This window comes from Streptomyces vastus, assembly GCF_039532825.1.
GTDB lineage: Bacteria > Actinomycetota > Actinomycetes > Streptomycetales > Streptomycetaceae > Streptomyces > Streptomyces vastus.
Window position 1 is genome coordinate 150,401 of the sequence record NZ_BAAASJ010000072.1, and the last position, 15,468, is coordinate 165,868.

Sequence of the window (15,468 nt, forward strand, 5' to 3'; positions counted from 1 at the left end):
CGTTCCGCCTCCCTGACGTGTCCTGCGCAAACCATTGACTCACTCCAACCCCATCCCTATCTTGCCGTTCGAAGTATTGATCATTGTCCGGTATTTCGAACCATCTGTGCCGCTGAGAACAGCCGAGAAACCCGACACCAGAGCCGCGGAGTATCCATGTCACGCACCCGCACCCGCTGGAGACTCGCCCTGACGGCCACCGGCATCATGGCCGCCTCGCTCCTCGTCCCGGCCGCCCCGGGGAACGCCGCCGCCGAGGACACCACCGACTACGCGATCACCGTCGACCCGAAGACCAAGGGCGCGAAGATCGACGACACGATGTACGGCGTCTTCTTCGAGGACATCAACCGGGCCGCGGACGGCGGCCTTTATGCAGAGCTCGTGCAGAACCGGTCGTTCGAGTACTCGACGGCCGACCACGCCTCGTACACGCCCCTCACCTCCTGGGCCACCACGGGCACCGCGAAGGCCGTGAACGACGACGGCCGCCTCAACGAACGCAACCGCACCTACCTCACCCTGGACGGCGGTTCGTCCGTCACCAACTCCGGGTACAACACCGGGATTTCCGTCGAGAAGGGCAAGGTCTACAACTTCTCGGTCTGGGCCCGCGCCGACCAGGCCTCCGCCCTCACCGTGACCCTGGCGGACGCCGATGGAGCGCTCGCCGAGGCTCGGCGAGTCACCGCGCGCGGCGGCTGGGCGAAGTACACGGCAAAGTTCACCGCGACCCGTACGAGCGCGACGGGCCGCCTTGCCGTCGCCACCGCCGGCCCCGTCGCGCTGGACATGATCTCGCTTCTGCCGCGCGACACATACAAGGGTCACGGCCTGCGCAAGGACCTCGCCGAGAAGATCGCCGCCCTTGATCCGTCCTTCGTGCGCTTCCCGGGCGGCTGTCTGGTCAACACCGGCAGCATGGCGGGATACGACGAGGCGTCCGGCTGGCAGCGCAAGCGCTCGTACCAGTGGAAGGACACCATCGGGCCCGTCGAGCAGCGCGCGACCAACGCCAACTTCTGGGGCTACAACCAGAGTTACGGCCTCGGCTACTACGAGTACTTCCAGTTCTCCGAGGACATCGGCGCCATGCCGCTGCCCGTCGTGCCCGCCCTCGTCACCGGCTGCGGCCAGAACAAGGCCACCGACGACGACGCGCTGCTCAAGCGCCACATCCAGGACACCCTGGACCTGATCGAGTTCGCCAACGGTCCCGTGACCAGCGAGTGGGGCAAGAAGCGGGCGAAGATGGGGCACCCGAAGCCCTTCAACCTCACCCACCTCGGCGTCGGCAACGAGGAGAACCTGCCCAACGAGTTCTTCGCCCGCTTCAAGCAGTTCCGCGCGGCCATCGAGGCGAAGTACCCGGACATCACCGTCATCTCCAACTCCGGCCCGGACGACACCGGTTCGACCTTCGACACGGCCTGGAAGCTCAACCGCGAGGCCAACGTCGACATGGTCGACGAGCACTACTACAACAGCCCGCAGTGGTTCCTGCAGAACAACGACCGCTACGACTCGTACGACAGGAACGGCCCCAAGGTCTTCCTCGGCGAGTACGCCTCCCAGGGCAACGCCTTCAAGAACGCCCTCTCCGAAGCCGCGTTCATGACCGGCCTGGAGCGCAACGCGGACATCGTGAAGCTCGCCTCGTACGCTCCGTTGCTCGCCAACGAGGACTACGTGCAGTGGCGACCCGACATGATCTGGTTCAACAACCACGCCTCCTGGAACTCGGCCAGCTACGAGGTCCAGAAGCTGTTCATGCGCAACGTCGGCGACCGGGTCGTGCCCTCCAAGGCGACCGGTACGCCCTCGGCGAGCGGCCCGATCTCGGGTGCGGTCGGACTGTCGACCTGGGCGACGAGTGCCGCGTACGACGATGTGAAGGTGACCGCTGCGGACGGGTCGACGCTGCTCAGCGACGACTTCTCCGGTGACGCCTCGAAGTGGACGCACACGGGCGGCGGCAGCTGGAGCATCCAGGACGGGCAGTACGTGCAGAGTGACGAGGCCGCCGAGAACACCATGGTGTCGGCGGGCGACCCGGCCTGGCACGACTACGACCTGCATGTGAAGGCCACCAAGAAGTCCGGCAAGGAGGGCTTCCTCGTCGCCTTCGGCGTCAAGGACACCGGGAACTACTACTGGTGGAACCTGGGCGGCTGGAACAACACCCAGTCCGCCGTCGAACAGGCCACGGACGGCGGCAAGTCGACGCTCATCTCCAAGGCCGGATCGATCGAGACGGGCCGCGCGTACGACGTCGACATCAAGGTCCGCGGCCGTCAGGTGACCCTCTACCTCGACGGCAAGGAGTGGGGCAGCTTCACCGACGACAAGCCGGCCGAGCCGTTCCGCCAGGTCGTCACGCGCGACGCGAAGACCGGCGATGTGATCGTCAAGGTGGTCAACGCCCAGGCGGCGGACGCCCGTACGGCTATCGACCTCGGCGGTCTGAAGACGTCGAAGAAGGCCGCTGTGACGACGCTGAAGGCGGCGCCCGACGCGGTCAACTCCGAGACGGAGACGCCTGTTGCCCCGGTGAGGTCCACCTTCGAGGGGGTGAGCAGCAAGTTCACGTACACCTTCCCGGCGAACTCGGTCACCTTCCTCAGGATCAAGGAGAGGTGATCCGAAGGGCCGGATGAAGGACTGGGTGATCCGGCGGGCGGCTCAGGCGTGCTTCGGTGCCTGGGCCGCCCGTACGTCCTCAAGTGCACAAATCAGGTGCGGAGAAAAGGCGTTGCGGATCACGCCCACCCCTGTCACGCTCCTTCGCATGATGATTCGAGAGGCGGACACCGCCACCCTCTGGTGAGCGTCGTGTCGGATCCCCGAGCGGGATCACTCCGAGGCGCGCGTAATGCGTGCAGTTCCTTGTCCCGGCCCTCCTTGTCCCGGCCCTCCTTTTCCCGGCCTTCCTTCTCCTGGCCCGAATCCGATGCTGAACGCGTCGCACTGGCACGCTTGTTGGGCGCGGACTGGCTCAAGTACGGCTTGTCCACGCTTCCGGCCGACCGGCCGAGGGCGGAGGCTGCCGTCACCGGTCTGTATCGCCTGATCGGCGAACCTCCGCCGGAGTTCGTCTGGGCACCGTCCCCGGCGGCGGCGCGGAAGGTCATGCTCGACCACCACGACAGGTTTCGGCCCGTGCGGCTGGATGCGGCCGCCGCGCCCGCGCGCGGATCCGACTGGCCGCTGGCCGCGCGGCTTGCCACGCTGGCGTCCGAACTGCGGGAACGCATGGACGACCGGATCGGGCATCGGTCCTCGTCACTGATCTCATGGACATGGGGAATGTCCGGAGCGGGTTCGGTACGCACCATGGCTCCCGAGGAGGCGCTCGCGGCGGGCGTCCCGGTGAGGCGCGTGGTCGAAGCCCTCGTGTACGACGCGCTGACCGAAACCCTGCGTGACTCGGTATGCGCTCCGGTGCGTACGGAGCTGCTGCCTCCAGACGTGGACTCGCCGGGGCTCGCCTGGTACGGCCAGCACGACGCCGCCTGGGTCGCCCACTACGACGTGATGGCACGTGTGGGGCTGACCACCTACCTGGGCTGCGACCAGGACCAGCTCGGCCTGTGGGTCGACTTGGCCCGGTCGACCGGCTGGTGGTGGCCCGGCGAGGGCATGTGTGTCATGGCCGAGCGGCCCATCGAGATCCATACTGAGTCTCAACCCAACGGTTTCCACGGCGAGTTGAGGCTGCACCGCGACGACGGACCGGCTGTCCGGTTCGCGGACGGGGCGCAGGTCCATGTCCTGCATGGCACCCATGTCCCGGAGTGGGTGATCAACGGCCCGACCGTCGATCGCATACACGCCGAGCGGAACGTCGAAGTACGCCGCAGCGCCATCGAACGCATCGGCTGGGGCACCTACATCGAACAGGCCCGCCTCCGGCTCGTCGGCGTGACAGGCGACCCCGGCAACCCCGGCTCCGACCTCCACCTCTACGACGTGCCCCGCGAACTCTGGGGCCGCCCCGCGCGCCTGCTGCTCGCCGTCAACGGCTCGGTCGAGCCGGACGGCGGCCGCCGCCGCTACGGGCTGAGCGTGCCCGACCACCTCGAGGACCCGCTCTCGGCGGCCGGCTGGACGTATGGGCTGTCCGGCGAGCAGTACGCCCGACTCGTGCGCCGTACGTGAGGCCTCGGGGCGGTCGTACGCCCCGAAGCCCGGCCCTCGGCTCCGGGCCCTCGCGGTAATCAACTCCCTTATCCGACAAGCACGTTCACGCAGCCTTCGCGGGCTGCCCTCACACCCGAAGGTGATGCACATGACCATGACTCTCGCTGAACTCACCGACCTCACCGGTCTCGACGTCCTCGATCACCTGGAACGCCAGGTCACCATCCCCGTCGTCGACGGCCTCCAGGCCCAGGGCGACCTGATCGTCATCCCGTACGCGTTTGTCGAGCGCAGCGTCTCCACACACGAGTACACGCGCTGGCAGGACGTCCCCGCCGCGGGCATCGAACTGCTGCGCAGCGCCGCGGGCGGCAATCCGCACTCCCTCGTCGCCGACCCGGGCACCTGCCGCTTCGCCGGCGGCCTCCACGACCCGACCGGCCTCGCCCTCGGCATGATCGACGCCTCGGCGGTCGCGTATCTCATTCACCCCGAGCACGGAGGCACCGGCATCGCGCCCGGCCGCTATGTCGTACGCCGTCAGCGGGAGCGCAACACCGAGCCCAGGGGGTGGTTCGGCAATCGGATGATCGCGGACTGAGCAGCCCGGCCGGTTACGGGCTCACGGTCACCGTCGCCGACGCCTGGGCCGGGGCGTGTGCCCTGTTGTACGCCCGGACCCAGATCTCGTGGCGACCCGGCTGAAGGCGCAGAGTGGCCGTCAGCCGTCCGGTAGCCGGGTCGTAGTGGCAGGGCGCGCGTCGGTCGTCGACCTCGACATCGACGCGCGCCGCGTCCACGCCCGAGAGCGCGTCGGTGATCCGGGCCTGCAGACGGACGTCGGGTCCATCGACCGTGGCCCCGCCAGCGGGTGTCAGCCGGTCGACGGAGGGCGCGAGCGGGATCGGCGTTCCGCGCCTGCGGGACCTGCGCTGGATGCGCGAGACGGAGGGCGGGACGGTGCGGTCGCCGTCCGCGGTGGGGATCGTTGCCTCGAAGACCAGCGGATAGTCCACGCCCCTGCGCACTCCTTTCCCGGCGACGACCGCGAACTCCACACTCGTACGGCCCTTGGGCGGCACGGTGATCCGGTCCTGCGGCCGGGTCGGCCGTACCGTCCAGCCGCCGAAGGCGCGGCCGGTCAGCTCGACGGTCTGGGGTGTGGCGTTGAAGTTGTAGACGTCGACGGCCATCCGGGTCGTGGTGGACAGCCGGTAGCCGAGGGGCGGTTGGGCGTCGCCGTCGGCCTTGTTCGGCGCGGCGTCGGCGAGGTCGAACCGCTGGCTGAGCACGATGTGCTCGGCGGTGGACAGGTTCCGCGTGGCGTGGCGGTAGCCGGGGTCCTGCTCAGGCACGGCGTCCCGCACGCCTTCCTGCACGACATAGACCGGGTCCTCCGAGACCTTTACCCGGCCCTCGGGCCCGACCGTCTCCACGCGCCGGCCCATGATGTCGTACACCTCGGCCGTCCCCCCGGAGACCACCGGAACCTCCACCTCCGACACCGCCTCCGCCGCCGGTCCCCAGGTCACCGTGACGCGCTGCCCCGACCCCGCCGCGAACACGTAACACGTGTCCGACAGCCGCTCCACGAAACGTGCCTCGCCGAGCAGCGAGGTGAGCGCGGCGTGGGCGCTGTAGGCGGGCCAGGGCTGGAACTCGCGGCTGAGCAGCCCGAAGTACACGCCCTCGTCATGGATGGGCGGTGCGCCGAACCAGAACTGCTTCCCCGTACCGGCTGCCAGGCTCCGCACGGTCGCGCGGACGAGAAAGCGGGCCTGGACGGCCTGTTGCGCGGGTGTGAGATCGCTGCCGGGCCGCGCATCGAGGAAGACCCCGCACTCGGTCATCCACATCGGCAGCCGCGAGGCCCCGTAGAGACGGCGCAACTCCCTTTGTACGTCGGCCGATTCGGGGACCTCGGGTTCGTCCTGGTCGCTCGGGTCCGGGTAGCCGTGGAAGCCCCACGCGTCGGCGTACCGGGCCACGTCGTTCTGCAGCATGAGGATCTGGAAGTGGCTGCCCGCGTCGGCGATGCCGGGCAGCACGGTGACCGTGGTGGACGGACCCGCGTCCGCGATCCCCAGCGCGGCCGCCTTGACGAAGGCCGCGTGCTGGTCGCCGGTGGAGCTGGTCGTGTCGACGTCGGGCTCGTTCGACAGCTGGATCGCGTCGGGCGAGGCGGCGGCCAGATGAGCGGCGTAGCGGTACGCGTCCCGAAGGTCGGCGACCAGCGGCAGCGAGGCCTCCGTCATCGCCCACTCCGGGGCGGTGGTCAGTACGTCGAGCGTGGCGAGCCCTTGGCGACGGAAGGCCCGCCGCACGTCGTCGTACAGCTGCGTGTCGTACGTGCCACGGCGCGGTTCGGCGGCGGGCCAGGCCATTCCGTCGCGTGCGTGGCCGGCGCCCATGTCCTTCATCGCGGCGGCGAAGGCGTCGAGACGGGAGGGCGGGACGAGGGAGAAGACGTAGGTGTTGACGCCGAAACGGTTGCCAGGGCCGGTGACGGGCCGCCGCTCGGGCAGCCGGGCGAAGCAGCCGGTGACGCCGGTGGCTGTCACCCGGTAATGGCCCGGGGGCAGTTGGCGCAATCGCGGGAGCGTGATCGATGTCTGCGCCTGGCCGGCCGGGACGGTCGCCTGCCCTCGTGCGACCTCGTTGCCGAAGTAGTCGGTGACGGTGAAAGGCAGTGTGTGGGGCCGTTGCGTGCGCGCTTCCAGGGCGAAGGTCAGTTGCGGGAGTCGGGGCTCGTCGCCCCGGTACGTACCCAGGTTGCGGGCCGGGTCCCCGAGGTGGATGCCGAGCGGCGCGACGCGGGCCACGGGCGTCAGCGTGAACCGGTCGAGCAGGAAGCGGTAACCGGTGGAGTCGGACAGCACGGTCGGTTCGTCGACGACGAAGGTGATCGTGTTCCGGCCGCGATGCAACTCCGTGACCCCCAGGGCGAGTTCGGAGAGGTCGCCCCACGCTGGCACGGATTCGTACCAGTACGGCTGCGAGCGGGTGACCGGCACGAGGGGCCCGTCGCCCACCCCGAGCTTGAAGTAGCAGCCGAGCTCCTCGATGTGCGGCTGCTCGACCGGCACCGTGGTCACCGCGGTCAGCCGGTACGGCCCTTCGGCCGGGACCTCGACCTCGTACGTCGCGTACCAGCCCTGTTCCGGGGGAGGCTGAGGGGTCGCCAGTGCCAGTAACGCGCCGCCCGAGGCCCGGCGGTCCCGGGCCGTCGGGATGTTGGTACGAGCGGCCGACTCGCCCTGCACCGTGATTGCTGCACCGCTCGTCTTCGGGGCGCTTCTGAACGCCGGCGAACCGAGCCCCAAGGAGCTGATCAACGAACCGATCCCCAACGCCTTCACCGCCGTACGCCTGTCCACCGCCATGCGATCCAGCGGACCATGCGGCCGGGCCTCAGTCGTCATGCGAACGAAGGGGCCGATCCCTGGGGCTGTTTCGGGGAACGTCTCCTTCTGCGGACGGAGCGCAACCCTGAGAGGCGGGCCGCACGACCTGGTGGCCCAGTGCCAGGACCGGCGGGGAGCCCTCATCGGGGAGCCGGGGAAAGTCTGCGACGGCCAGCTCCACGTCCGCCGTGCACGCCTCGTGCCCGCATTCGCACGCGAACCCGTACACCGTGCTCAGCGCACCCTCGGGAGCCCAGGGCCGGGCGTCGAACTGCTGGTGTTGGGAGACGACGGCTCTGTTGGCGTAGCGCAGCAGTCGTCGGCGCTCGACCGCCGTCGTCGCCACGGGGCCTTCGGCCAGGGCGTCGGCGAACAGTGCCTCGACCTCCGCGACGGTGTCCGCCACGCTCTGACGCCCGTCGACGACCAGCTTGCGCCCGCCGTACTCCTCCACCTGCGCCTCGATCTCCTGCCGCAACGCCTGATACAGCCGGAACGCGCCCACGCCCGGCGTCATACCCCGTTCGACGAGCCGGGCTTGCTGGATCTCGGCGCTCGTCACCAGCCACACCGCCCGACCGTCCGGACCGGAGACGGACGGTGTGACGGGCGTGCCCTCCGCGATGACGAGGGGTGAGTGGGGGAGCGCGCGTACGTCGGTGATCATCCGGCCCCGCTCGTGATGAAGCGACATGGCGACCATGTCCTCGACCGGCACCGTCCAGCGCTCGGCGCGCGACATCCGCTCCCATGTGATCGCGGCGGCATACCCGGCGGCGATCGCGCGATCCCGGTGCTCCCAGGTATGGGCGTCCGTGGTGTACCACCGCAGTCCGTGCCGCCGCGCGAGCAGCCGGGCCACGGTCGTCTTGCCGGCCTCGGGCGATCCGCCCACCCACAACACCGGAGGCGCCTCGTCCATCCGTCTCCTTCCCGCGGTCAGCGAGCGACTCCGGGGGAGTCTCTCGCGGAAGCGGGTTGGTTCCCTGGCGGCCCGCGCACATCGCCACAGATTGCATAAACGTGCAGGGAAACGTATAGTCATGCCATCAAGGAGGAGGCTTCCATGGTGGTACGCGCGGCGGTGGCCGGAGCGAGTGGGTACGCGGGCGGGGAACTGCTGCGGCTGCTCCTGGTGCACCCCGAGGTCGAGATCGGTGCTCTGACCGGCAACTCCAACGCGGGGCAGCGCCTCGGTGCGCTGCAGCCGCATCTGCTGCCGCTCGCCGACCGTGTGCTCCAGGAGACCAGCCCTGACGTCCTCGCCGGGCACGATGTCGTCTTCCTCGCCCTGCCGCATGGGCAGTCCGCCGCCGTTGCCGAGCAACTCGGTCCGGACGTTCTCGTCGTGGACATGGGCGCCGACTTCCGGCTCAAGGACGCGGGCGACTGGGAGAGGTTCTACGGTTCCGCGCATGCCGGGACCTGGCCCTACGGGCTCCCCGAACTGCCGGGTGGCCGCGCCGCGCTGGAGGGGTCCAAGCGCATCGCGGTACCCGGCTGCTACCCGACCGCCGCCTCGCTCGCGCTCGTTCCCGCGTACGCGGCCGGGCTCGCCGAACCCGAGGCCGTGATCGTCGCCGCCTCCGGGACCTCGGGCGCCGGCAAGTCGCCCAAGCCGCATCTGCTGGGCAGCGAAGTCATGGGGTCCATGTCGCCGTACGGCGTCGGCGGCGTCCACCGGCACACCCCCGAGATGATCCAGAACCTCGGCGCGGCAGCCGGCGAGCCCGTCACCGTCTCCTTCACGCCGACCCTCGCCCCGATGCCGCGCGGCATCCTCGCCACGTGCACCGCCAAGGCCCGCAGCGGCGTCACCGCCGAGTCCGTGCGCGCCGCGTACGAGAAGGCGTACGGCGACGAGCCCTTTGTGCATCTGCTGCCGGAAGGGCAGTGGCCGGCGACCGCGTCCGTCTACGGTTCCAACGCCGTTCAGATCCAGGTCGCATACGACGCGGCCGCGCACCGCATCATCGCGATCAGCGCCATCGACAACCTCACCAAGGGCACCGCGGGCGGCGCGGTGCAGAGCATGAACATCGCCCTCGGGCTGCCCGAGGACACGGGTCTTTCCACGATCGGAGTCGCACCGTGAGCGTCACCGCTGCCAAGGGCTTCACCGCCTCCGGCATCGCAGCAGGCATCAAGGAGAACGGCAACCCGGACCTCGCCCTCGTGGTCAACAACGGGCCCCGTCTGGCCGCCGCGGGCGTCTTCACCTCCAACCGTGTGAAGGCCGCGCCGGTGCTGTGGTCCGAGCAGGTACTCAAGGGCGGCCTCGTCTCCGCCGTGATCCTCAACTCCGGTGGCGCCAACGCCTGTACGGGCCCCAAGGGCTTCCAGGACACGCACGCCACCGCCGAGAAGGTCGCCGAAGTACTCGGTCACAACGCCGGTGAAATCGCCGTCGCGTCGACCGGGCTCATCGGCCTGCTGCTCCCGATGGACAAGCTGCTCAAGGGAGTTGAGACGGCCGCCGCGTCCCTGAACGAGCACGGCGGTGAGAAGGCCGCCATCGCCATCAAGACCACCGACTCCGTCCACAAGACGTCGGTCGTCGAGGGGAACGGCTGGACCGTCGGCGGGATGGCCAAGGGCGCCGGGATGCTCGCTCCCGGCCTCGCCACCATGCTCGTCGTCCTCACGACGGATGCCGACGTCGAGAGCGACGTACTGGACAAGGCGCTGCGTGCGGCCACCAAGGTCACCTTCGACCGCGTCGACTCCGACGGCTGCATGTCCACCAACGACACCGTGCTGCTGCTCGCCTCCGGGGCCTCCCAAGTCACCCCGGAATACCCCGAGTTCGCCGAGGCCGTACGGAAGGTGTGCGACGACCTCGGGCAGCAGCTCATCCGGGACGCCGAGGGCGCCAGCAAGGACATCAAGGTCGAGGTGATCAACGCCGCGAGCGAGGACGACGCCGTCGAGGTGGGCCGCTCCATCGCCCGCAACAACCTCCTCAAGTGCGCGATCCACGGCGAGGACCCCAACTGGGGCCGCGTCCTCTCGGCGATCGGTACCACCCGAGCGGCCTTCGAGCCGGACCAGTTGAACGTCGCCATCAACGGCGTATGGGTCTGCAAGCACGGCGGCGTCGGCGACGACCGCGACAAGGTCGACATGCGCTACCGCGAGGTCCACATCATCGCGGACCTCGCCGCGGGCAGCGAGACGGCCACGATCTGGACCAACGACCTCACCGCGGACTACGTCCACGAGAACAGCGCGTATTCGTCATGAGCACTACTCGCAAGCACACCGCCCTGCCCAAGGCGCAGATCCTCATCGAGGCGCTGCCCTGGCTGGTGCGGCACAACGGCAAGACCGTCGTCATCAAGTTCGGCGGCAACGCCATGATCGACGAAGATCTGAAGGCCGCGTTCGCGCAGGACGTCGTGTTCCTGCACCACGCCGGCCTCAAGCCCGTCGTCGTGCACGGCGGCGGGCCGCAGATCAGCGCGGCCCTGGACCAGCACGGCATCGTCAGCGAGTTCAAGGCGGGCCTCAGGGTCACCACCGAGGACGCCATGGACGTCGTACGCATGGTCCTGGCCGGACACGTGCAGCGCGAGCTGGTCGGGCTGCTCAACCAGCACGGGCCGCTCGCCATCGGAATGACCGGCGAGGACGCGCACACCATCACCGCCACCAAGCACCAGCCCGAGATCGACGGGGAGTTGGTCGACATCGGGCGGGTCGGCGAGATCACCGCAATCGACACAGGCGCGATCGAGGCACTGCTCGAGGACGGCAGGATCCCGGTCATCTCCTCGATCGCCCGTTCCCAGGACGACGGACATGTCTACAACGTCAATGCTGATACGGCGGCTGCGGCACTCGCTGCGGCACTTGGCGCCGAAACCCTCATGGTCCTCACGGACGTCGAGGGCCTTTACGAGGACTGGCCGAACTCAGACGAGGTGATCAGCCGCCTCACCGCCAAGCAGCTGGAGAAGCTGCTGCCCGAGCTGGCCAGCGGCATGGTCCCGAAGATGGAGGGCTGTCTGCACGCCGTGCGCAATGGCGTGAACACCGCCCGCGTGATCGACGGGCGCGTCCAGCACTCGATCCTGCTGGAGATCTTCACCGACGAGGGCATCGGCACGATGGTCGTGCCGGACGAGGACGACAAGAAAGACGACGAGAAAGAGGGGGACGCGGCGTGAGGGGCAATGAGGAACTGACCACGCGCTGGCAGGGCGCGCTCATGGACAACTACGGCACTCCACGGCTGCCCCTCGTCCGCGGTGAGGGCACCAGGCTCTGGGACGCCGACGGCAAGGAGTACCTCGACTTCGTCGGCGGGATCGCGGTGAACGCGCTCGGCCACGCCCATCCAGCGATCGTCGAGGCCGTCAGCAAGCAGATCGCCTCCCTCGGCCATGTCTCCAACCTCTTCGTCGCCGAACCGCCCGTCGCGCTCGCCGAACGGCTGCTCCAGCTCTTCGGGCGTGACGGCCGCGTCTACTTCTGTAATTCCGGTGCGGAGGCCAACGAGGGCGCCTTCAAGATCGGGCGGCTGACCGGGCGTTCGCACATGGTCGCCACGCAGGGCGGCTTCCACGGCCGGACCATGGGCGCGCTCGCGCTCACCGGTCAGCCGGGCAAGCAGGAGCCGTTCATGCCGCTGCCGGGCGATGTCACGCATGTTCCGTACGGGGACGCGAAGGCGCTGGCCGCCGCGGTCACCGAGGACACGGCACTGGTGATCGTCGAGCCGATCCAGGGCGAGAACGGCGTGGTCGTACCGCCCCCCGGCTACCTCAAGGCGGTTCGCGCCATCACCGCGGCCACCGGCACCCTCCTCGTCCTCGACGAGGTGCAGACGGGCGTCGGACGGACCGGGCACTGGTTCGAGTACCAGGCCCACGAGGGCGTCCTGCCCGACATCGTCACGCTGGCGAAGGGACTCGGCGGCGGACTGCCCCTCGGCGCGACCGTCGCCTTCGGCCGCGCCGCCCAGCTGCTGAAGCCCGGTCACCACGGCACGACCTTCGGCGGGAACCCGGTCGCCTGTGCCGCCGGGCTCGCCGTCCTCGACACCATCGGGGCCGAGGGGCTGCTGGAGAACGTGAAGCGGACGAGCGAGAAGCTGCGGGGCGGGATGGAGGCGCTGGGCCACCCAATGATCGACTATGTCCGTGGCTCGGGCCTGCTCCTGGGTATCGTGCTCACCGAGCCGCTCGCGCCCCAGGTGCAGCAGACGGCTCAGGACGCCGGCCTTCTGGTGAACGCGCCCGCCCCCGATGTCGTACGGCTGATGCCGCCGCTGAACATCGGCGATGACGAGGTGGACGTCTTTCTCCGGGCACTGCCCGGCGTCCTCGACGCAGCGGCTGACGCGGCCGCGTCAGCCAACGGGGATGGACGAGCCGGAGAATGAGACGACGATGAGTCAGGCGCAGGATCACGAGCACGCCGGGCCTGCCGTACCGCAGACCCGCACCGCACGCCACCGCCGGATCGTGGACATCCTCAACCGGCAACCGGTGCGCTCCCAGAGCCAGTTGGCAAAGCTCCTCGCCGACGACGGGCTGACCGTCACGCAGGCGACGCTCTCCCGGGACCTGGACGAGCTGAACGCGGTGAAAATCCGCAACACCGACGGCGACCTCATCTACGCGGTCCCGAGCGAGGGCGGCTTCCGCACCCCGCGCGCACCGCTGGGCGGGTCGGCGAAGGAGGAGCGGATGCGGCGCCTGTCCGCGGAGCTGCTGATCTCCGCGGAGGCCTCCGCCAACCTCGTGGTCCTGCGTACGCCGCCCGGCGCGGCGCAGTTCCTCGCCTCGGCCATCGACCAGGCCGAACTGCACGACATCCTCGGGACGATCGCGGGTGACGACACGCTGCTGCTGATCAGCCGTGACCCGACCGGTGGGCAGGCGCTGGCTGATCATCTGCTGCGGCTGGCGCAGAACCACCACTGAGAGCCACTGACGCGTACGGTGAGCACGCGCTCGCTCGTACGGGGTTGAAGCTCACCCCAGGCGTGCGCCCAGCCCACCGGTGCAGCGGACCTCGTCGCCCGCCGTGATGAGCAGCGCCTCGACGTCCGGGAGGGACTCCAGCCAGCTGAGGGCCTGCCTGGAACCCATCGCGAAGGCCGCCGTCGCCCAGGCGTCCGCCCAGGTCAGCCGGGGGGTCACCACGGTCACGGCCACCAGGTCGGTGACCGCGGACCGGCTGGTGCCGGGGTCCACGATGTGGACGCCGCGCTCGGCGGAACCCGAGGTGGCGACGGCCAGCTCGTCGGCGCCCGCCGCGGAGACGACCGCCGCGAGGGAGCCGGGGCGCAGCGGGTCCGAGACACCGACCCGCCAGGGCCGCTCGGGCCCCGGTGTGCCGAGCAACTGGACGTCGCCACCGCCGTTCACGCTGACGCCGCTCGCCCCGGCAGCCATCAGATGCCGGGCCGCGCGCTCGACCGACCAGCCCTTCACCAGACCGGTCGGGTCGACGACACCCCCGTACCTCGTGCTGAACCAGCCGTCGCTCAACCGCTCGGCCTCGGCGCACAGTTCGAGGACCTCGGCGACCTCCGGGTCGCACTCCTCGACGGTCAGCTCCTCCCGGCCGAGCCGGGAGATCTGGCTGTCCTCTTTGTAGGTGCTGAACACCGCGTCCACCACATGGAGTTGGGCGATCGCCTCCTCCAGCGCGGTCTGCACGGCCGCCGCTTCGCCCCCGCGCACGTCGAACGAGACGACCGTGCCCATCACCTCCTCCGCGTGACGCACCACGGAGGGCGCCTGCGCGGGATCCGCCACCTCAGCCACCGACCTGGTCCAGTGCGTTCTGGAGGGACTGCTTGTAGCCGGCGCTGGTGTAGGAGGCTCCGGAGACGGCGTCGATGTCGGCGCTGCTCGCGGCGACGGCGGCCTGGTTGAGCTTGGGGATCGAGTTGGCGCTGACCTGGTCGCTGCGTCCGCCCTTCGGCTTCTGTACCGCCTCGGCCTTGGTGATCTTGCCGCCGTTGTAGGTGATACGGACCTGGACGGGGCCGTACTGTGTGTCGGCCACGCTGCCGGTCACGATGCGGGCATCGGCTGCCACGTCGGTGGACCCGCCGCCCCCGTTGCCGTTGCCAGAGCCTGCGGACCCGCTGCCGCTACCGCCGCTGCCCGAACCGGCCTGGCCGGATCCGGCAGCGGACCCGCCACCGGACTTGGGAGCCTTGTCGATGGCGGACTGGAGGGACTTCTTGTAGCCGGCGCTGGTGTAGGTGGCGCCGGAGACGGCGTCGATGTCGGCGCTGCCCGCGGTGACGGCGGCCTGGTTGAGTTTGGGGATCGAGTTGCCGCTGATCTGGTCGCTGCGTCCGCCTTTGGGCTGCTGGACGGCTTCGGACTTGGTGATCTTGCCGCCGCTCATGGTGACGCGGACCTGGACCGGACCGTACTGCGTGTCGACCGCGTCCCCGGTGACCGTCTGAGCCTGCGCCGAGCCGGACGACGAGCCGCCGCCACCCGACTGGGCGGTCTTGTCCATGGCGGACTGGAGGGACTTCTTGTAGCCGGCGCTGGTGTAGGTGGCGCCGGAGACGGCGTCGATGTCGGCGCTGCCCGCGGTGACGGCGGCCTGGTTGAGTTTGGGGATCGCGTCGGCGCTGATCTGGTCGCTGCGTCCGCCTTTGGGCTGCTGGACTGCCTCGGCCTTGGTGATCTTGCCGCCGCTCATGGTGACGCGGACCTGGACGGGGCCGTACTGGGTCGTGGCCGCGGTGCCGGTGACCGTGCCGTCCTGGACGGCCGACTGCTGCGCGCCACCCTGTGGCGACGCTCCGCCCTGCGCGGATGCGGACGATGACGGGTCCGACGCCGGCTTCAGCGAGAGGACCAGGACGATCCCGGACACGGTGGCGGCGGTGGCGAGCACGGCACGCCGAATAGGGTGACTCTTCTTCATCGCTCCTGACTCCCGT

At 69.6% G+C, this 15,468-nt stretch carries 12 protein-coding genes; 8 read left to right on the plus strand and 4 right to left on the minus strand.

The window, feature by feature from the left end; all coding sequences use genetic code 11:
• The first annotated feature begins 156 nt into the window (after nt 1-156).
• The 3 genes from ABD357_RS26925 to ABD357_RS26935 all read left to right on the plus strand — a co-directional run bounded on the left by ABD357_RS26925 (nt 157) and on the right by ABD357_RS26935 (nt 4,741).
• On the plus strand, nt 157-2,640 hold the full coding sequence (locus ABD357_RS26925) for an alpha-L-arabinofuranosidase C-terminal domain-containing protein (protein ID WP_344393573.1): 2,484 nt from the start codon (nt 157-159) through the stop codon (nt 2,638-2,640).
• 336 nt (nt 2,641-2,976) lie between these two features.
• Nucleotides 2,977-4,158: a DUF6745 domain-containing protein gene (locus ABD357_RS26930; RefSeq protein WP_344393574.1), complete on the plus strand. Its 1,182-nt coding sequence runs from the start codon at nt 2,977-2,979 to the stop codon at nt 4,156-4,158.
• Nucleotides 4,159-4,288: 130 nt separating this feature from the next.
• On the plus strand, nt 4,289-4,741 hold the full coding sequence (locus ABD357_RS26935; RefSeq protein ID WP_344393575.1) for a hypothetical protein: 453 nt from the start codon (nt 4,289-4,291) through the stop codon (nt 4,739-4,741).
• A 13-nt stretch (nt 4,742-4,754) separates the two neighbouring features.
• On the opposite strand, the gene ABD357_RS26940 is transcribed toward ABD357_RS26935, so the two are convergent.
• Entirely contained in the window at nt 4,755-7,523 is a 2,769-nt protein-coding gene (locus tag ABD357_RS26940; RefSeq protein WP_344393576.1) for a hypothetical protein, read from the minus strand.
• Between the two features lie 28 nt (nt 7,524-7,551).
• On the minus strand, nt 7,552-8,466 hold the full coding sequence (locus tag ABD357_RS26945) for a hypothetical protein (RefSeq protein WP_344393578.1): 915 nt from the start codon (nt 8,464-8,466) through the stop codon (nt 7,552-7,554).
• 144 nt (nt 8,467-8,610) lie between these two features.
• Between ABD357_RS26945 and argC the strand changes: the two genes are divergently transcribed.
• Genes argC through ABD357_RS26970 form a run of 5 tightly spaced genes read left to right on the plus strand, consistent with a single transcriptional unit; the run spans nt 8,611 to nt 13,474 of the window.
• Nucleotides 8,611-9,639 (plus strand): N-acetyl-gamma-glutamyl-phosphate reductase, encoded by a 1,029-nt coding sequence (gene argC, locus ABD357_RS26950; RefSeq protein ID WP_344393579.1) that lies wholly within the window; start codon nt 8,611-8,613, stop codon nt 9,637-9,639.
• On the plus strand, nt 9,636-10,787 hold the full coding sequence (argJ, locus tag ABD357_RS26955; protein WP_344393580.1) for a bifunctional glutamate N-acetyltransferase/amino-acid acetyltransferase ArgJ: 1,152 nt from the start codon (nt 9,636-9,638) through the stop codon (nt 10,785-10,787). The genes argC and argJ overlap by 4 nt, the downstream gene beginning before the upstream one ends.
• Nucleotides 10,784-11,713 carry an acetylglutamate kinase gene (argB, locus tag ABD357_RS26960; protein WP_344393581.1) on the plus strand — a complete coding sequence of 310 codons (930 nt, stop codon included), beginning with the start codon at nt 10,784-10,786 and terminating at the stop codon, nt 11,711-11,713. The genes argJ and argB overlap by 4 nt, the downstream gene beginning before the upstream one ends.
• Complete coding sequence (locus ABD357_RS26965; protein ID WP_344393582.1) at nt 11,710-12,930, plus strand: acetylornithine transaminase; 1,221 nt, start codon at nt 11,710-11,712, stop codon at nt 12,928-12,930. The genes argB and ABD357_RS26965 overlap by 4 nt, the downstream gene beginning before the upstream one ends.
• Nucleotides 12,931-12,937: 7 nt before the next feature.
• Nucleotides 12,938-13,474: an arginine repressor gene (locus ABD357_RS26970; RefSeq protein WP_344393583.1), complete on the plus strand. Its 537-nt coding sequence runs from the start codon at nt 12,938-12,940 to the stop codon at nt 13,472-13,474.
• 51 nt (nt 13,475-13,525) lie between these two features.
• Here ABD357_RS26970 and ABD357_RS26975 read toward each other — a convergent pair whose 3' ends face one another.
• Nucleotides 13,526-14,263, minus strand: a complete 738-nt coding sequence (locus ABD357_RS26975) for an FAD:protein FMN transferase (RefSeq protein ID WP_425585023.1) — start codon at nt 14,261-14,263, stop codon at nt 13,526-13,528.
• Between the two features lie 52 nt (nt 14,264-14,315).
• Nucleotides 14,316-15,452 (minus strand): FMN-binding protein, encoded by a 1,137-nt coding sequence (locus ABD357_RS26980; RefSeq protein WP_344393584.1) that lies wholly within the window; start codon nt 15,450-15,452, stop codon nt 14,316-14,318.
• Between the last annotated feature and the right edge of the window lie 16 nt (nt 15,453-15,468).